This window comes from Rhizobium altiplani (assembly GCF_001542405.1).
Lineage (GTDB): Bacteria > Pseudomonadota > Alphaproteobacteria > Rhizobiales > Rhizobiaceae > Rhizobium > Rhizobium altiplani.
This window is the reverse complement of the sequence record NZ_LNCD01000128.1, coordinates 1-17,402: the sequence shown is the minus strand read 5'-3', so window position 1 is coordinate 17,402 and position 17,402 is coordinate 1. Positions and strand designations below refer to the sequence as shown.

Sequence of the window (17,402 nt, the reverse complement as noted above, 5' to 3'; positions counted from 1 at the left end):
CCTGTTACGGAACGATAACGAGCTTGCCTACGTGGTTACGCTTGAGCAACTCCGTTTGGGCTAGCGCCATTTCCTGAAGCTGATAGGTTCTCTCGATCAAAGGCTTGAGTCTGCCAGCGACTACATGATCGATTACCGCTTTGAAGGTGTCGGGCGTCGGGCATGTGATGCCGAACATCTCCAAATCTTTGTAGATCAGGTCCCGAAGATCGATGGACTGTATCGGGCCCGCTAGAGCACCCGCGGTGGTATAGCGCCCGCCCCGGCGAAGCAGTTTGAGGCTGTCGGTAAAGAAGGGCCCACCGACAACATCGGCGATAACGTCGATGGCACGGTCCCCTGCGATCGCCTCGATGGCTTCGCGGACATTTTCCTTCTCACGTGCCACGAAATGATTCGCACCGAGGGCACGTAGTCGTTCTTCTTTAGCAGCTCCCGCGATGGCGATAACCTTAGCGCCACGGATCAGGGAAAGCTGAACGAGTGCAGTACCCACACCTCCAGCGGCTCCGGTAACAATCACGGTTTCACCTTCTTGCAATCGTGCTCTAACAAGCATCTCCTCCGCGGTATCGTAGGACGTCGGAAAGGTTGCAAGCTCTGCATCCGAGAGGTGTGATTGGATCGCGTGAGCGTTTTCATCGTGCACCACGGTATATTCAGCGTACCCCCCGTCCCTCTCGCCGCCGAGATAGGCGACGAGTTGTGCACGGTTAGGCAGTGAGAGATCGCGAACCTGCGGGTCGATAATCACACGTTCGCCGATCCTGCTTTCCGCAACAGCTACTCCTACACCTGCAATCGTACCGACCACGGCAGCGCCCTGGATTCTCGGAAATACTATTGTCTCTTCTTTCCAAGTACCGCGCGTGCTCGTGTCCCCTCTTGCATCGCCCGCTCCTTTCAGTCCGACATCTTCGGAAAGGCTCTCGTTCACCTCGCGATCGTACCATCTGGTGCGAAGATTGATGTCAGTGTTATTCATTCCGCAAGCACCGACGCGTATCAATACCTCTCCACGACCGGGCTTTGGGACGGCGACGTCGTCTCGATATTGAAGCTTGTCGATTCCTCCAAAGCCAGTAAGGACAACGGCACGCATCTTTTCCGGAACCTTATTTGTCTTGATCATTAAATGTCTCCCACTTGGCGTGATCGCTGGAGTGCTTGCTTAACGAAAGTTGCGCTGTCACCGCTGGCTACTTTGCCAATCAGGGTTCACCCAATACGGTTCGTTAGACGGGCTAAGTTGCGGTCGGCCGAGACAGAAATCCGCTGCTCGGTCACCGATCATGATCGCGGTCGCGTTCAGGTTGGACGTCACGATCACCGGCATCACAGAACTATCTGCGACTCGCAGCCCCTCGATTCCATGCACTTTGAGCTCGGGGCTCACCACCGCGTTGGGGTCGTCCGCTCGTCCCATACTGCATGTGCTGGAGATGTGGTAAGCGGTGGTGGCGCGATGCCGGATCCACTGGTCCAGCGCTTCCTTACTCTGTACGTCTCTTCCTGGTTCGATTTCGGCGCCTCGGAATTCGTCAAACGGGGGCGAAGCTATTAACTCGCGAACCAACCCGATCCCCTCGCGAAACGTTTCCATGTCACGATCGTCCGAAAGATAGTTGAAATGCAGGACGGGCTTGTCCGAAGGATCAGCGGTGCGGAGGCTTATACTCCCACGGGCATGGGACGTCTCCAAGGTACAGTGCACCTGAAACGCCTCCTCCGGATAGGGCTTGTAGTTCGAGTGCGAAATGCTGAGCGGAAAAAACTCAAATTTCAAATTTGGCTTCGAGATGCCGGGGCGGCTGCGGACATATGCGCTGACCTCAAATTGGTTGCTTGCGGCTACGCCCCGTTTGAATAGAAACCAATTTATCCCAACAAATGCCTTCCGAGGCCATTCCGCGCTCCGCCTTAGACTGATAGGCTGCTTGCATCGGTACTGGATTGGCAGATCGAGATGATCTTGAAGGTTCGCTCCCACCGCACTTCTATCGTGAACCACAGGAATACCATTCTTGCGGAGTTGCTCTGCAGGGCCGACGCCGGAGAGAAGCAAAATATGAGGCGACCCGACACCCCCTGCGCAAAGAATGACTTCGCGGCGAACGCGAAAGTCTCTCGGCCCGTTTCTAGTGCAGCATCTGACGCCGACCGCCCGCCTTCCCTCGAAGAAAACCCTTTCAACGGGATTGCCAGAATTGATCGTCAGATTCGGCCGGCTTCTCACAGCTGCGCTTAGGAATGCGGCTGCGGAACTGTTTCGCCGACCGTTGACGATCGTCTGCTCGGCCACGGCAAAGCCCTCATGCTGAGGTCCATTGGAGTCGTCTGACAATGGATATCCGAGAGCTTTGCCGGCATCTAGAAACGCTTGGTTCAATGGGTTTGAGGGCTTGGGGCGAGTTACTTCCAGCGGTCCACTTCTTCCTCTATAGCGGTCGTCGCCGGCTTTGGCGGTTTCCATTCGCATGAAATATGGAAGCACATCGGCATAGCCCCAACCCGTGCATCCGTTCTCATCGCGCCAACTGTCGTAATCTTGAGGATTTCCCCTCGTGTAGACCATTCCGTTGATCGCGGAGGAGCCGCCCAAGACACGTCCTCTGGGGTGTGTTATTCTCCGGCCCTCAAGGCCTGCTTCTGCTTCTGACTGGAAGTTCCAATTATACGTAGTGGCGTTCAGGAGGCCGTCGACTGCAAGCGGCATGCGGATCTGCCACGGGTTCGCGTCCGGACCTGCTTCAACCAGCAGGACGTCCACGGAGGCGACCTCACTCAATCTAGAAGCTAACGCGCATCCGGCCGAGCCACCGCCTACAACGATAAAATCGTATTCCTGCTGCATAGGTTTTCGCTCCAGATACCCCGGCCGAATCACGATTACAAGCCGCGCAAACTAAACGGTATGTAATTAGACCAAGTAGTATATCGAGCATCGGCGAGCGTCAAGATAGTCTGGTGTGGTTGGCAAGCTTTTGCCAAGACGGGCAAAGATGACCGAGCAGACTGTCCTGCCCTGCTCGGTCTCTGGGGGAACCCTTCAGTCCGGATCCTAAACAGCGGTGATCTGATAATCCGTGTTCTTAGGGTCCTTGGAGTGGAAGTGGGCCTGGACCACGTCCAGACGATCAAGGCCGCTCAGCGATGACCGTTTAACAGCTCTTTACCCAGCATAAGACTGCGACGCGCTCCGTAGCACGTCGAAAACCGACGAGAGTTCGTCGTCATTGCTGTAGCAGTGAGGAGAAAAGCGGATTGCATCGTTTCTTACGCTGCACTTTATGCCGGCGGAATTTAAGCGCTCGAACAAGACACTCGTCGGGATAGCCGAATTCCTGACCAAAATGATGCCAGATTGGGATTGGGGCGGCCAATCGCTCATGACGTTGTATCCTGCACGTTTCGCCTGCGTCCGGATCTTGTTTCCGAGTTCCATGACGTAGTCCTCGATCTGCTTCATGCCGATGGAGTCGATCTCTTCAAGTCGACGGGCAAGACCGAAAACACCGGGACCATTTTCGGTGCCAGGCTCAAATCTCCTAGCGTCCGGAAGAAAATCGAGCACGCGATGGAACGAAAACGCGTCGTTCACGCTCAGCCAACCCACTATGCTTGGCCGGATGCGAGCGAATGCCTTCTCGGAGAAGGCGATGAAGCCGATTCCAACTGGGCCGAGCATCCATTTATGTGCGCTCACAGCGAGCACGTCGACCCCGTCCGCCGCCATATCGATGTTAAGCACTCCAACTGATTGCGTACCGTCCACCACCAAAAGCGCGTCGAATTCGCTGCAGATCTGCGAAAACGCCGCAAGATCGACACGGAACCCGCTGTAGAATTGGACATGACTCACCGCCACCAGCTTTGTCCTAACGTCAACGAGCGGGCGAAGGTCATCAGGAGCCAGCGCTCCATCACGCGCTTTCATCTTACGAACTTCGACGCCGTGTCGGGAAAGCGATTCCCAGATTAGGTAGTTCGATGGAAACTCTAGTTCCGGCACAACGATGTTGTCACCAGCGTTCCAGTCAATACCCAATGCGACGAGCGATAGACCATGCGAAGTGTTTTGAATGTAGGCAACCCGGTCGGCAGTTGAGCCTACGAGCTTTGCTGCGAGGCGACGGCCCTCATCTCGTGTCGGCCCGCTTGCGACCGTAATCCCGGACGTATCCAGGGTATGGAGCGCCGCCTGCCGAGCAATAGCATCCCTCACGCCGATCGAGATAGGGGACACGGCCGCATTGTTCCAGTAAATGCATTTTTCAACAATCGGATACTGCGCGCGGATATTAGCGAGCTCAGACTTGTCGAGCTTTATGTAAGCATCAGCGTTCATAGTGACCTCAGTCCAAAATGCACCCAGAATCTCCATAGGTTCTGTTGTCTCGTGAGCGCGGGCGCAGCAGACCATGCCGAAGCGTTGGGGACAGCGAGCGGACTCGTGAGAATCCGCTCGCCATCGTGTCATTCCGCAATCTCATTGACCGACGTGATGATACGGGACTTCTCGACCGCCGCGAGAGTCATGCCGTATTTATCAAGGATAGCCTTGTACTCTCCATTGGCGATTAGTTGCTGAAAGATGGCTTGCATCATTTCGGCGGTCGCCTTATCGCCCTTCTGGACGGCAACACCTAACGGCAGTATGTCGTAGACACCCGGGGCCACGACGAGCTTTCCCTTGCTTGTCTGCTCGTAGTACCCTGCTGCTGTGGAATCGTCGAAGCGGGCATCGACCCTACCGGTTAAGACCGCTTGGATCGTGTCTTTCTGCTCGGGAAAGATCAACTTTTCGATTTTCGGCAGATTGGATTTCGTGCAGCTCTCGCTGAGCTTGTCGGCCGTGAAATCGGCGGCCGAGCCTGTCTGGACTGCAACTCGCATGCCACAGAGGTCTTGAGCGCCGGAGATGCTATCCTTCTTGTCTGGAAGCACCATTGCCACGGTCCCGGACTGGAGAAACGTGACGAAGTCGACCTGCCTCAAGCGATCTTCTTTAACAGTGAAGGTTGCCCAGGCGACTTTCACTCTTCCAGCTGCCAGTGAGGGAATTTGGGACGCAAACGGTATCCGCTGAATATCGAGCTTGACCGAAATGAGCTTTGCAGCCGCATTCGCCAAATCTACGTCCAATCCTGCCGGCTGACCGTTAGGATCGACGAACTCGAAGGGCGCGTAGTCCAGGCCGCTCGCTATGCTGAACGTGCCCGATGACTTGACGGAGTCGATCAGCGGAATCTCCGCTCCGACGGCGTTTTGCACAAGCGCTGCTGCGAAGAAAATTCCAAGATGCGCTGCCTTCATGATGATCCCCTTTTATCTGATCGGTGGCGTTGGCACCATGAGGAGACCACATCGTATGATGTGAATCGAATTGAAAATATGCATTGACAACATGAGCAAGATTCATTGCTAATTTGGGCGCCACCGTATAGCTGTCGACCTTTAATGCGTCTTTCCAGGGTTGCTGCATGACCGAGTTCTCCCTCAACCATATCGATCTTAACCTACTGAGAACGTTTGATGTCCTTATGCGGGAACGGAGCGTAACGAGATCCGCCGACCGGCTCGGACGGACGCAATCCGCTATAAGCCATGCACTTGGCAGACTTCGCGAAGTTTTTCAGGATGAGCTCTTCACTCGAGAGTCCGGGATTATGGAGCCCACCGCCCGGGCGAAGGAGTTGGCTGAGGTTATCTCCCGCTCTCTGCATGAAATCCGGATTGCTGTTGACCGGCATCTGAATTTCGACCCGTCGACCACATCAAGGAATTTCCGCATAGGACTGTCCGACTATACCGCGATCACCTATCTGCCGGCATTGATCGAAACATTCTCGAAGCTCGCCCCGAAGGCATCCTTGAATGTTGTTCACGCCAGAGAACCGGATGCCCTCGGTTCATTGAAGAGCCGCGAAGTGGAGTGCGCGGTCCTTGGCAACGCCAGGCTCGATGCTGAGAATTTCGAGGTTATGGAGCTTTCGCGGGATCCAATGGTGTGCGGCGGCTGGAAGGGAAATTCAGCCTTCACCAACATGACGTTGGATCGCTATCTCACGTCGCCACACCTTCAAATATCAGCGGACGGAATTGCGGCGGGGGTAGCGGACATCACATTGCAGCGGCTCGGTCTTAATAGGAAAGTCGTTGCAACCATACCTCATTACCTGGTCGCTCCCTGGGTCATGAAAGGCACCAACCTGATTTCCGTATTTGGTGACGGTGTGCTGCTTGCCCTCACGGAAGAGAGTGAGACTGTAATCGTTCCTCCACCAATGGCCCTTCCCGATGTCACGATTTCGCTGATCTTCGACAAGGCAAATGAACTCGACCCCGGGCACCGATGGTTCCGCGACTTGATCAGAACCGTTTCCGAGAAGCAGAGGATGCTGAAACAGGGCGTGTACAAGCGTCTGGAGCTTTAACAGCCGGCGTGACGAAACCGCACATCGTTGCAGCTCGCCAACGCAAAGCCCCTATCAAGCGATCTTCGTGCGAGATCGGAGGTACCGTTTCATTAGGCAGCGAGTTAATGCAGTTCAAACAGCGCTTCGACCTCAACAGCGGCCTGCAATGGCAGGGAAGAAACGCCAATTGTGCTTCGCGTATGGCGCCCTTGCTCGGCAAAAATTTCAACAATGAGGTCGGAGGCACCGTTCATGACGCGTGCGTGCTCTGAAAACGAAGGGGATGCCGAAATGAACCCGCCCAGTCGAACAACCCGCTTGATTTTATCCAGGCCCTGAAGTGCTTGCTTGGCTTGAGCCACGACATTTATTGCGGCCGCTCGCGCGGCAAGGATGCCACTTTCAACCGAAACATTATCCCCGAGTGAGCCTGTCGCCACAAGCTTCCCGTCCGGCGCCAAACACAGCTGCCCCGAGATATAAAGGAGTTTTCCGATCTGATGCGTCGCAACATAGCTCGCCACCGGTTTCGGCGGTTTGGGCAATTCAATACCCAGTTCGACGATGCGCTGTTCGAAAGACGAAGTCATATGTAGACCCTATGATGTGGACCGATTAACCGACTTAATTCCGGCAATTCCGATCGACGGTTCGGACTAACCGGTTCACTGTCGTCAACGGACTCGTGCCAAAAATTCTCGTGTCCGTGGAGACTGAGGATTGGCAATCATTTCCCTCGGGTCGCCCGCCTCAACGACGACACCGCCGTCCATGAAAATCAGTTGATCGCCCACCTCTCGCGCAAATCCGATTTCGTGCGTGACGACCACCATTGTAATGCCCTCACGCGCCAGGCCTTTCATCACCTCAAGCACCTCGCCCACCAGTTCTGGGTCAAGGGCGGATGTCGGCTCATCAAACAGCAAAACCTTTGGGTTCATCGCGAGCGCCCGGGCGATGGCGACCCGCTGTTGCTGGCCGCCCGACAACTGTCTTGGATACGCGTCCCGCTTATCGGCAAGGCCCACTCGCTTAAGCAGTTCGATCGCATTAAACGTTGCCTGATCGACGGGCTCCAGCTTCACCCGTACAGGAGCCTCAATCAGATTTTCGAGCACAGTCATGTGAGGAAACAAGTTGAACTGTTGGAACACCATCCCGATTTCGGCACGGCGCTTGCAAATCGTACTCGGCGTAAGTTCGTAGAGTCTATTTCCCTCAAGGCGGTAGCCAACAAAGTCTCCGTCGACAAGCATCAAACCGCCGTTGATTTCTTCCAGGTGGTTGATGCACCGCAGGAATGTGCTCTTTCCGGATCCAGATGGGCCAATGATGCACGCAACCGTTCCCGCAGGTACCGTCATGTCAACGCCCTTGAGGACCTCGAGATGGCCATAGGATTTACGGATGCCCTTGGCGTGGACCATTGTCGTTGGTGCGATTCCAAAGCGATCATGGTGGTTTCCTGATCTGGTCATGCCAGGATCTCCTTCTGGCGCATCTTTATCAGGCTGCCGAAGATCACCTTCGTGATGCTCGGATTGCTGCGCCGCTCATCCCGGCTGAAGTGTCTTTCCAAATGGAATTGCCCCACGGACATGACCGACACCACCGCGAGGTACCAAAAGGATGCGACGAGAAGCAGGGGAATGGTTTCAAAAGTCCGGGCATATATAGATTGCGCGGAGTAAAGCAGATCCCCGACCGCGATAATGCTGACCAGAGATGTGGTCTTCAGAAGGTTGATCGTCTCGTTACCGGTTGGCGGAATAATCATCCTCATTGCTTGCGGAAGAACGATCCTTCTCAATGCCAGGTTGGGCTTCATGCCCAGACATGCCGAAGCCTCATATTGGCCCCGGTTAACCGACTTGAGCCCGCTCCTCACAATCTCTGCCATATAGCCGGATTCATGCAGAGACAGCGCAACAATGGCCGAGACGAGCGGCGTCATGACGTCATTCGTTGGAATGGAATACACTGTACCAAGACCCGGCAGCCAGAGCGTCAAGTTTTTCACGACTATCGAGAGATTGTACCAGAGGATCAGCTGAACCAGCGCCGGCGTGCCTCGAAAGAACCACACGAAGATTGCTGCAGGGGCAGAAAGCAACCTGCTTTTGGAAAGCATCATCAATGCAGCAATGGTCCCCCCGATGGCGGCTAGGATCATCACGACCAGCGTAATCAGGAGCGTTTGCGCAAGACCATCGAGTATGAGCGGATTGAACAGATACTGTCCAGCGACTGGCCATTGGAACTCGGGGTTAGAAATTGCAGATCTCGCTGCCGCGGCAATCGACACAGACACCACGATGATCGCCGTCCATCTCCAGGGGTGTTTAAGTGGGACGATAACCATCGGCTCTGGGTCAAAACCGTCGACCCTCTGTGCTTCGGACTGCTTACGTGTCATACCTGTCCTCTCCGCTTTGCGCGTAGCCGGTAGCGCGCCAATGCAGCGAGTAGTCCCGGCGTGTCGCGTTATTCCCTTAGTGTTGTGTCTGCAATCTGAGATCGGCGGTCCAACAACCACCCAAGCCCGAAGCTGCAGTCTTCCGCGTGGCTGTTCACGCATGCGAGTTTCATGCGCCTAGCTGTGGCACTCAATGAGTTTCGTTTCACCAGCAGCCAGATCCAAGGACGCCGCTCACGCTCGGAAAATGGACAAACCCGCACGCACCCTGGACTGATCTGGCCGAATTGATAGGTAACGTCTCCTCAATATCTATTGCCTCTTGTGCATTCTGAGACGGCTAAGCTATTCAATCAAATTAATAATGCGCATCATCAAAATGAGCCGGATGCATAAACTGTCACGCTAATCGTGTTGCTCGCCGTGAACCGCTGTCAGCGGCTTCTCGCCTTCGCTTGCGAAAGGTCCTCAGTGCCGTCGAAGCGGAAACTCCGTGACGATCCGCCGGCGGTCACTTCGTCGGTGGAATTGCGGATCAGTTCCTTGATCTCTCGTGCCGCCTGGGCCGATCGTTAGCGAGTTCCCGGATCTCCTGGGCAACGGCGGCAAAGCCCCTGCGGGCCTAGCCGGCGCCGCCAAACACTTGCTGGGTGCCAACGAGGAACGCAAAGCATTACGAGGTCCAGCAATGCCAATTTCCGGGAAGAGAAGTTGCAAGACCCGAAACGCCTCTTCGAGCTGATGGGCCTGCCAGAGGTAAGCGAGCATGCCTTGTTCGTCGTTGAGCAGATTGCTGAACATCTTGAACACGGAGCCACGTGAGGCAAATCCGATCACCGCCAGCATGGCGGCACTTGGCGAAGACAGCCCAGCCTACGCGCGGCCCCCAGCATACCACCGTGTTACTCGGCTTAGATGGAGAAGGCGTATGCTTCGCGGTCTTGGTGGTCAACGCCGATTTTGACAATGGAGGAGCTGGCCGCGCCTACCGTTTAGCTGGCCTTTCGTGTCGCAAAGCTGAGCGCCAGGACGAGAAAGATCAAGGTGCCCGTTCCAACCTGCTGCCAGTAAAAATTCAGGCCGCTCAAGAGCAGGCCGTTTGCGACGATAGCAAGCAGCAAAACGCCGAGTACGGTCCCCACGATATTGGGGCGACCGTGGATATGGATGGTTGTCCCTATGAATGCGGCGCCAACGGAATTGAGCAAAAATGCGTTGCCTGAATTGGGTACGTAGACTGTCACGGTCGAGGTCAGGACCAGGCCTGCCACCGCTGCGATGACGCCGATCAGGACATAGGTTCCTGCAAGAATGAGGCGCAGCGGCAGCCCGGAATAGCGCACAATATCGGCTTGCACGCCTGCGGCAACGACCGCGCGGCCGAACCGGCTCTGCGAAAGTAGGAAGGCGGCGGCCGCCGCCGTGGCGAGCGCGATGATCAGCGGCACCGGGGCACCGAGGATCGTGCCATGCCCGATAGCACGGAAAGAACCCGGTATCGCATTTTGCGGGAGGTAGATCGGGTTGCCGCCATTGGTGAGCAGCTGCTGAATGCTGCGGCCGACAAAGAGCGTGCCAAGCGTCGCAAGAAAAGGCGAAAGGCCTGCCCAGGAAATAAGGATCGCGTTGAACACACCGACAAGCGCTCCCGCGGCAAGCCCGCCTAAGGCCGCAACACCGACGGAATGGCCAGTCAGCACCAATGACACGAGAGCGAGGCTGGAAAAATCGATCGCCGCGCCGATCGACAGATCGATACCGCCGGAAGCCACGGCGAAGGTCATGGCGACGGCTACGATTGCCAGCAAGCTGAAATTGTTGGCAAGCAGGCTTGAAAGATTGCCAGCTGTCAGGAAGCTCGGCGCTAGCGAGGCAAACAGCCAAAAGACGCAGATCAGCGCGATGATCAGAGCCGTTCGGCCGCCGAGCGCGACAACATTCCTGGAAAGAGATTTGGTCGCCATGGTCAAACGTCCCTGCGAATAAGTGTCGTAACCGATACGGTCAGCAGGATCAGTACACCCTGGACGCCGCTGACCAGCGTGCTGGAGAGATTGAGGAGCTGAAAGCCGTTGAGAAGAACACCGACGAACAAAGCCGATAGCAGGGTGCCGCCGACGGTCGGAACAAGTCGGCGGGAAAACACCGATCCGAGCAGCGCGGTGACGACCACAGGCAGGAGCATCTCGCCCGAACCCGTGCTTGAGCCACTGAGATATGCTGTATTGAGGATGCCGGCGAGACCACCACAAAGACCGCTGATCAGGAAGGCTGCGGCGAGATAGGCCTTCACCGGAATGCCTGCGGAGCGCGCGGCTTCCGGAAATTCACCAACCGCATAAAGTCGCAGCCCATAGCGCGTACCCTGCACGAGAAGAGACATCGCAAGCGAAAAGGCGATCAGAACATAGCCAAGCACCGGGATACCTAAAGGCCCCTGGGAGGAGAGTGCTGTGAGCACATCGCCGGAGGCAGGAATGACCGTGTTTTCGGTCAGCACAAGCTCGAGCCCGGCAATGACATTCATGACCGCCAGCGTCGCCAAAAGAGGCACGATGCCGATCCCGGCCACCGCAATCGCGTTTACCGCACCGACCGCAAGGCCTGAACCGAGCGCCGCGATCACGGCGGCGCCGTCACCGTAGCCTGCCTGTATCAAGCTCGCGTAAATGGCTGCACTAAGACCCATGTTGGCGGCGAGCGACAGATCGATGCCGCCGGTCACGACATTCGGGCCTCCCGCTATCACGACGACCGTGAGGCCTATCGCCAGAACCCCGGTGATTGCCGTCTGCCCCAGGATGTTGCCGATGTTGAACACCGAAAGGAAGAAGGGCGCCGAAACGGAGAATATGACCAGGATCAACAGAAAGGTTATTAAGGCGCCATAACGCAGCAAAGTGGCAGCGAGCCGGGTCTTTTGCTGAGGCGTCTCCGGTTCCGCTCCGGAAACGGGAGCGTAGCTTTCGATATCAACTGACATGACGCAACCTTTCCCGAGCGCCGGTGGCCTCGGCCAATATGTCGTTTGCCATGGTGTGGCTGGATTGAAGCTCGCGCGTAACGCGCCCGCGGAACATCACGAGGACCCGATCCGTCATGCCGACGAGTTCATCGAGATCGGTGGAGAGAAGGATGACGCTTGCTCCGCTCGAAACGAGGTCGGCGATCAGTGCATAGATCTCGGCTTTTGCGCCGATATCAACGCCCACTGTGGGTTCGTCCAGCAGATAAAGGTCGGTGTCGCGAGCCAGCCATTTCGCTATCGCCACCTTCTGCTGATTGCCGCCAGATAGTGACCGGACCAAGGCCTCTCGCCCGTCAGCCTTGATCTGAAGCTTTCGGACGAGTTTATCCGTCTCTCCTGCTTCAGCCTTCCTGTCGAGCCGCCCGAACCGCAAGAATCGGCCGAGGCTGGCGATGGTCACGTTTTCTCTCACACTCATATCGAGTGCCACCCCGTGGCGACGACGATCCTCCGGGACCAGGGCAAATCTTGCCTTGGCCGCGTCTCGCGGCGAGGCAAGTCCGACGTTACGATCTTCGTGGACAATTGTCCCCGATGTTGCCCGTTCCAGCCCAAAGAGGACACGCATCAGGTCCTTGGCACCCGATCCGAGAAGCCCGGTGATTCCGAGCACCTCACCGCGGCGCAAGGTGAAGGAAACCGGCTCGAACTTGCCTGCCACCGCGAGGTCTTGCACGCGAAGAAACTCCTCGCCGAGGCGCACCTGACGAGCGGGAAAGAGATCACCTGTCTCGCGCGCTATCATCAACTGACCGATTTCCTCGGCAGAGGTTTCGGACAGGGCAAGCGTCGCAACATCACGGCCATTTCTCAAGATCGTGACGGTCTGGCAGATGTCTTCGATTTCTCTGAGGTAATGAGAGATGTACAAGATTGTGACGCCTTCGTTGGCGAGCCGCCTGATCAGCCGAAACAGAATATCGGCCTCCTGGCGCACGAGCGCTGCTGTTGGCTCATCGAAAACGAGAACCTTGGGCTTGCGGATCAATGCACGAGTGATCTGAATGATTTGCTTTTCCGCCGTGGTCAGCTCCGAGATCAGCGCGTTCTGAGGCAGTTCGATCTCGAAATAGAACTTGAGCAGGCGCGCCGCTTCGTGTCGCATGCGCCGACGATCGAGAAAGGGTGTCGCCCCAAGGCTTGGTTCGTCACCTAAGAAAAGCGCTTCCCCGACAGTGAAGCTTGGCGGCAGGAGCCGATCCTGGTGGATAAAGTGGATGCCAAGTTCTTCCGCAAGCTTCGGGGTCAGCCGCGCGTGTGTCGTGCCATCGATCTCTATTGCGCCATCGTCTGGCTGGTGGAGACCGGCGAGGACCTTGATCAGTGTGGATTTGCCAGCTCCATTTTGGCCGACCAACCCATGCACTGTTCCCCGTCTTACAGTCAGTCCCGCGCCATCAAGAGCGCGCGCCCCCCCGAAGGTCTTGACGACCTGGCTCAGCTTGAGAATGTCGGCAGGGTCAGTTTCCGCTGCGATTATTTGGCTCATATGGGTGCTCCGCACGCTGAACGATGGCCGCACCTTTGAACAGAGGCGCGGCCTGGTCACTAAAGTCAGCCGATGCCCAGCTTTTTGGTGACCTCGCCGACGTTCGCCTTGTTGGCGAGAAGCGCCGGCACGTAGGTTTCGCGTGGCAGTTTTTCGCCAGAAAGCAGGCGGGCAACGTTGCGAATGGCGGTGCGCCCGAGCTCTGCCGGTTGCTGTGCAACGTCGGCTGCGGCTGGAGACTTGGGGTCGGCGACCAGCTGGAGGACTTCCGGGCTGCCATCGACGCCATAAGTCTTGATCTCGGTTCGCCCAGCAGCCACAAGAGCCTGCGTTGCGCCAAGCTGCGGCACATCCCAGGCCGACCAGATTGCTTTGATCGAACCTTTATCTGGATAGCGATTGAGGATCGCGGTCACCTGGGTAAAGGCATCTTGGACGGTATTGGGGATGACATCGCGCAGTTCCGGCTTGATGATCTCCACCTTGGGGAAATATTTCACGACGTTTACGAGCTGATCGTAACGGATCGCACAAGGCGTGACGCCGTAGAAGCCGTTGAACACGACGATCTTGCCTTCGCCGCCGATATCGGACACGAGCTGCAGGGCGAGGTCCTTGCCGAGACCCCAGTTGTCTGAGGTCGAGTTGTTCAGTGAATAAGTGGAGCCGACGTCGATGGTCAAAACCGGTATGCCTGCATCGCCGGCCTTCTTGAGCCAGGGGTCGATGACCGTCAGCGTTCCAAGAAGCTGGACAATGGCGTCCGGCTTCTGCCCGATAAGGGTCTGGAGCTGCGAAACGAGTTTGCCGTCGTTGCGCCCCGCATCCACGGCGATCGGCTCGCCACCCAGCCGCTTTACCTCCTCGATCTGGGCATTGTAGGCCTGGAGATCGAAGAAGTGGTCAGTGCCGGCGGCGCTGATGCCGATGCGCTTGCCTTTGAGCGGCAGGTCTTCAGCAGCAAGTGTCGGACGAATCCCGATCGCTGCGGCACCGGCGACCGCTGCGCCCGCCAGTGCGGTAAACTTCAGAAGGTCGCGGCGGCCGAGACCTGTGGCTGATTTTTCAGTCATGATTTACTCCTTTGATTGTGGGTTGCTTTGGCTGTTGCGATGCGAGGCGGAGATCGTGGCAGTTGCAGCTGGCAAGGCCATCATTGTTGTCTCGCAGCTTCAAAACGACGCGCTGTTGATCGTTGAAAGACAAGACGACATACCGCGGAAGCACTGGAATACCGTCTTAGCCCCGACCTAATGCACGCCGAGTTTCTCGATGACCTCTTTGACGTTGTCCTTGGTCGCAAGCATGGACGCAACATAGGTCTCCCGCGGCAAGGTCTCGCCAGCCAGGACACGGGCAACATTGCGGACCGCGGTGCGCCCAAGTTCGGCCGGCTGCTGGACCACATTGGCGGCAGCAGGGGAGTTCGGATCGGCGAGCAATTGCAGCGCTTCCGGGCTGCCGTCGATGCTGTATGTTTTGATATCCGTGCGGCCGGCGGCCACGAGAGCCTGTGTGGCTCCCACTTGAGGGATATCCCAGGCCGACCAGATCGCTTTGATCGAGCCTTTTTCCGGGTAGCGGTTCACGATGGCGGTGACCTGGGTGAAGGCATCTTGAACGGTATTGGGGATAACGTCGCGTAGCTCCGGCTTGATGATCTCCACCTTCGGGAAATACTTGATCACATTCACCAGCTGATCGTAGCGGATCGCGCAGGGCGTGACCCCGTAGAAGCCGTTGAAGACTACGATCTTGCCCTCGCCGCCAATGTCCGAGACCAGCTGCAGAGCGAGGTTCTTGCCGATTTCCCAATTGTCGGATGCCGTGTTGTTCAGCGAGTTCGTCGATCCGACGTCCAAGGTGAGGACGGGGATGCCGGCATCACGCGCCTTCTTCAGCCAGGGATCGATAACCGTGAGCGTGCCGAGCTGCTGGATGATGGCGTCGGGCTTCTGCGCGATCAGTGTCTGAAGCTGGGAGATGAGCTTGCCGTCGTTGCGCCCGGCATCAACGCCGATCGGAACGCCGCCCAGGCGTTTCACCTCCTCGATCTGGGCGTTATAAGCCTGGAGATCGGCGTGGTGGTCTGTGCCCACGGTACTGATGCCGATGCGCTTGCCCTTAAGAGACAGCTCGCCGCTTGCCAGGCCGGGGCTGACGCCGACCAAAGCGGCACCGGCGACCGTTGCGCTGGCAAGCGCGGTGAGTTTCAGGACTTCACGGCGGCCGAGACCGCGATCTGGACTTTCTATCATGGACATCTCCTACAATAGCGAAATTGGTGCCCGAGAGGCTCGGGAGGTTGAATGCACTTCACGCGCCCTGCACCTTGCAGCGCGCCACGAGCGCGCATCCCCTTGACGGCGGTCAGGCCGCAGCGGAACTTTCGTCGACTTTGTCCGGGCTCTCTGCCGTTAATGCCGGTGCTTGCCCGATGCGCCACTGACCGGGCGGCGGCGTTCCATTCACCGCGAAATCACCGACGATCCGGTCTTTGTAGATGCGGGGATTGTGTGACGATATCGTTCGTGCGTTACGCCAGTGACGGTCGAGCGCGGTGGACGATTTCGCTGCCGAGGCGCCCAGCGTGTCGAACAGGATCGTCGACGCCTCGAGAACCAGATTGGTGACCACGCCGAGGGCTTGTGATGTTTCCAGTTCGGCAACCGCATTTGCGCGTTCCACGGCCTCGTCATTGCCCGCCAAATTGGCGACATGGGCGCGTTCTTGGGCCGCCGCAACCTGCAACACGATTGCAGTGGTGGCGTAGGCATTGGAGCGAATGCGGCCAACGACCTGGAGCACCTGTGGATCCTGGCTCGATCGGGGACCGGCAGCGTGCGAAAATTGGCGTGTTCGTGCCGAAACCGCAGCGGCGGTCTCAATGGCGATAGCGCGGCCTATCCCGGCCAAGGTCGCCAGATGAACAGTCTGGTAGAACGCAGGGCTGTAGCCAAACTTCGTGTCGTCGACCACGACGTCAAGGGGATCTACCCTCGCATCGGAAAATGTCGTGGTTCCGCTTGCGGTCAGCTTCTGCCCGAACCCGTCCCAGTCGTCGACAACGCGCACACCCGGGTCGTCGCGGCGCACGAGCACGGTGATGCCCTCGCCTTCCAGGCCTGTCGCGCCGACATCGATCCAATCGGCAAAAAGCGAACCGGTCGTGTAGTATTTCTCGCCGTTGAGCACGAGGCCATCGCCTTTGCGGGCGATATGGGTTGCAAAGGCGCCTTGGCTGGCATTGCCAATCTCGGTCCAGGCGTTGCCAGCGATCTCACCGTTAGAAATGCGCTCAGCCCAACGTCTACGGAAAGCGCTCGGTGCTGTGTTGACGACGTTTTCCACAAAACCAAAATGGCCGCGCAGTGCCTGCGTTATGTTCGAGTCGGCGGCGGACAGTTCGATCAAGAGATTGAAGAACTCCGCCAGCGTCGCTCCAAGTCCACCTTCGCCCTCCGGCAGGCGAAGTGCACCGAAGCCCGCACGTTTTAGCAACGCGATCTGGGCATCAGGAAGGATGCGGTTGAACTCGCGAGCTATGGCGCCTTGTCTGATCTCCTCGAAAAGCGGACGAAATTTCTTGGCGAGGTCCTCGTAGCGGGCACTCGGCCCCGCTCCCCAAGCTTGATCAACCTGTGACATGATGCACCTAATGTTAAGAGGCTGTGGCAGCGATTACGCGCCAATCGTTTTCAGCTGGGGCGTCAGGGCTGCGGCCTCGCGGCGCTTGACCGCCTCGATGTCCCGATACGCGTTGGCCGGATGGGTGGCTGGCAGATAGGGACCGTTGCCGAACAACTTCTCGCGGAGCGTTCCGGGACGGTAGGCTGTCGGATAGGCGCCGCGTTTTTGAAGTTGTGGCACAACGTGCTCGACGACATCTTCGAAGCTGCCGGGCGTCACGGCATAGGCGATGTTGAAACCATCGACGCCGGTTTCAGCCACCCATTCTTGCAGAATATCGGCAATCTGCTCGCCCGAGCCGACAAAGACTGGCCCCATCCCGCCGATGCCACCGAATTTCGCTAGTTCATCGATGGTCCA

At 57.3% G+C, this 17,402-nt stretch carries 14 protein-coding genes and 2 pseudogenes; 1 reads left to right on the top strand and 15 read right to left on the bottom strand.

Annotated features, from left to right (window positions below; all coding sequences use genetic code 11):
* Positions 1-4 precede the first annotated feature (4 nt).
* From AS026_RS31645 to AS026_RS31630, 4 genes are all read right to left on the bottom strand, one after another.
* Positions 5-1,132: an alcohol dehydrogenase family protein gene (locus AS026_RS31645; protein ID WP_007539474.1), complete on the bottom strand. Its 1,128-nt coding sequence runs from the start codon at positions 1,130-1,132 to the stop codon at positions 5-7.
* 57 nt (positions 1,133-1,189) lie between these two features.
* Positions 1,190-2,854, bottom strand: a complete 1,665-nt coding sequence (locus AS026_RS31640; protein ID WP_007539475.1) for a choline dehydrogenase — start codon at positions 2,852-2,854, stop codon at positions 1,190-1,192.
* A 318-nt stretch (positions 2,855-3,172) separates the two neighbouring features.
* Complete coding sequence (locus AS026_RS31635) at positions 3,173-4,384, bottom strand: aminotransferase class V-fold PLP-dependent enzyme (RefSeq protein WP_245307699.1); 1,212 nt, start codon at positions 4,382-4,384, stop codon at positions 3,173-3,175.
* Between the two features lie 92 nt (positions 4,385-4,476).
* Positions 4,477-5,316 (bottom strand): ABC transporter substrate-binding protein, encoded by an 840-nt coding sequence (locus AS026_RS31630; RefSeq protein WP_007539477.1) that lies wholly within the window; start codon positions 5,314-5,316, stop codon positions 4,477-4,479.
* A gap of 167 nt (positions 5,317-5,483) precedes the next feature.
* On the opposite strand from AS026_RS31630, the gene AS026_RS31625 reads away from it, so the two are divergent.
* Entirely contained in the window at positions 5,484-6,437 is a 954-nt protein-coding gene (locus AS026_RS31625; protein WP_007539478.1) for a LysR family transcriptional regulator, read from the top strand.
* 104 nt (positions 6,438-6,541) lie between these two features.
* Here AS026_RS31625 and AS026_RS31620 read toward each other — a convergent pair whose 3' ends face one another.
* The 11 genes and pseudogenes from AS026_RS31620 to AS026_RS31570 all read right to left on the bottom strand — a co-directional run.
* Complete coding sequence (locus AS026_RS31620) at positions 6,542-7,009, bottom strand: RidA family protein (RefSeq protein ID WP_007539479.1); 468 nt, start codon at positions 7,007-7,009, stop codon at positions 6,542-6,544.
* A gap of 84 nt (positions 7,010-7,093) precedes the next feature.
* Positions 7,094-7,897, bottom strand: a complete 804-nt coding sequence (locus tag AS026_RS31615; protein ID WP_007539481.1) for an amino acid ABC transporter ATP-binding protein — start codon at positions 7,895-7,897, stop codon at positions 7,094-7,096.
* Positions 7,894-8,835, bottom strand: coding sequence for an amino acid ABC transporter permease (locus tag AS026_RS31610; protein WP_007539483.1), 942 nt, complete (start codon positions 8,833-8,835; stop codon positions 7,894-7,896). Before AS026_RS31610 ends, AS026_RS31615 begins: the two co-directional genes overlap by 4 nt.
* Before the next feature lie 503 nt (positions 8,836-9,338).
* A pseudogene (locus AS026_RS44690) lies at positions 9,339-9,457 on the bottom strand (methyl-accepting chemotaxis protein); the annotation flags it as partial.
* A 370-nt stretch (positions 9,458-9,827) separates the two neighbouring features.
* The gene (locus AS026_RS31605) at positions 9,828-10,799 is read right to left on the bottom strand and encodes an ABC transporter permease (protein WP_007539487.1); all 972 of its coding nucleotides are present in this window, start codon (positions 10,797-10,799) and stop codon (positions 9,828-9,830) included.
* Positions 10,800-10,801: 2 nt separating this feature from the next.
* A complete protein-coding gene (locus AS026_RS31600) occupies positions 10,802-11,818 on the bottom strand; it encodes an ABC transporter permease (protein ID WP_028746904.1) in 1,017 nt (338 codons plus the stop codon).
* Positions 11,808-13,352, bottom strand: a complete 1,545-nt coding sequence (locus tag AS026_RS31595; RefSeq protein WP_037075242.1) for a sugar ABC transporter ATP-binding protein — start codon at positions 13,350-13,352, stop codon at positions 11,808-11,810. Before AS026_RS31595 ends, AS026_RS31600 begins: the two co-directional genes overlap by 11 nt.
* 65 nt (positions 13,353-13,417) lie before the next feature.
* On the bottom strand, positions 13,418-14,425 hold the full coding sequence (locus AS026_RS31590) for a sugar ABC transporter substrate-binding protein (protein ID WP_028746906.1): 1,008 nt from the start codon (positions 14,423-14,425) through the stop codon (positions 13,418-13,420).
* A gap of 177 nt (positions 14,426-14,602) precedes the next feature.
* On the bottom strand, positions 14,603-15,610 hold the full coding sequence (locus AS026_RS31580) for a sugar ABC transporter substrate-binding protein (RefSeq protein WP_028746908.1): 1,008 nt from the start codon (positions 15,608-15,610) through the stop codon (positions 14,603-14,605).
* A gap of 112 nt (positions 15,611-15,722) precedes the next feature.
* Complete coding sequence (locus tag AS026_RS31575; protein ID WP_028746909.1) at positions 15,723-17,000, bottom strand: acyl-CoA dehydrogenase family protein; 1,278 nt, start codon at positions 16,998-17,000, stop codon at positions 15,723-15,725.
* A 33-nt stretch (positions 17,001-17,033) separates the two neighbouring features.
* A pseudogene (locus tag AS026_RS31570) lies at positions 17,034-17,402 on the bottom strand (5,10-methylene tetrahydromethanopterin reductase); the annotation flags it as partial.

Excerpts from the sequence above, each read along its gene's own strand:
- AS026_RS31645 (WP_007539474.1), bottom strand. The coding sequence starts at position 1,132 with ATGATCAAGACAAATAAGGTTCCGGAAAAGATGCGTGCCGTTGTCCTT.
- AS026_RS31640 (WP_007539475.1), bottom strand. The coding sequence starts at position 2,854 with ATGCAGCAGGAATACGATTTTATCGTTGTAGGCGGTGGCTCGGCCGGA.
- AS026_RS31635 (WP_245307699.1), bottom strand. The coding sequence starts at position 4,384 with ATGGAGATTCTGGGTGCATTTTGGACTGAGGTCACTATGAACGCTGAT.
- AS026_RS31630 (WP_007539477.1), bottom strand. The coding sequence starts at position 5,316 with ATGAAGGCAGCGCATCTTGGAATTTTCTTCGCAGCAGCGCTTGTGCAA.
- AS026_RS31625 (WP_007539478.1), top strand. The coding sequence starts at position 5,484 with ATGACCGAGTTCTCCCTCAACCATATCGATCTTAACCTACTGAGAACG.
- AS026_RS31620 (WP_007539479.1), bottom strand. The coding sequence starts at position 7,009 with ATGACTTCGTCTTTCGAACAGCGCATCGTCGAACTGGGTATTGAATTG.
- AS026_RS31615 (WP_007539481.1), bottom strand. The coding sequence starts at position 7,897 with ATGACCAGATCAGGAAACCACCATGATCGCTTTGGAATCGCACCAACG.
- AS026_RS31610 (WP_007539483.1), bottom strand. The coding sequence starts at position 8,835 with ATGACACGTAAGCAGTCCGAAGCACAGAGGGTCGACGGTTTTGACCCA.
- AS026_RS31605 (WP_007539487.1), bottom strand. The coding sequence starts at position 10,799 with ATGGCGACCAAATCTCTTTCCAGGAATGTTGTCGCGCTCGGCGGCCGA.
- AS026_RS31600 (WP_028746904.1), bottom strand. The coding sequence starts at position 11,818 with ATGTCAGTTGATATCGAAAGCTACGCTCCCGTTTCCGGAGCGGAACCG.
- AS026_RS31595 (WP_037075242.1), bottom strand. The coding sequence starts at position 13,352 with ATGAGCCAAATAATCGCAGCGGAAACTGACCCTGCCGACATTCTCAAG.
- AS026_RS31590 (WP_028746906.1), bottom strand. The coding sequence starts at position 14,425 with ATGACTGAAAAATCAGCCACAGGTCTCGGCCGCCGCGACCTTCTGAAG.
- AS026_RS31580 (WP_028746908.1), bottom strand. The coding sequence starts at position 15,610 with ATGATAGAAAGTCCAGATCGCGGTCTCGGCCGCCGTGAAGTCCTGAAA.
- AS026_RS31575 (WP_028746909.1), bottom strand. The coding sequence starts at position 17,000 with ATGTCACAGGTTGATCAAGCTTGGGGAGCGGGGCCGAGTGCCCGCTAC.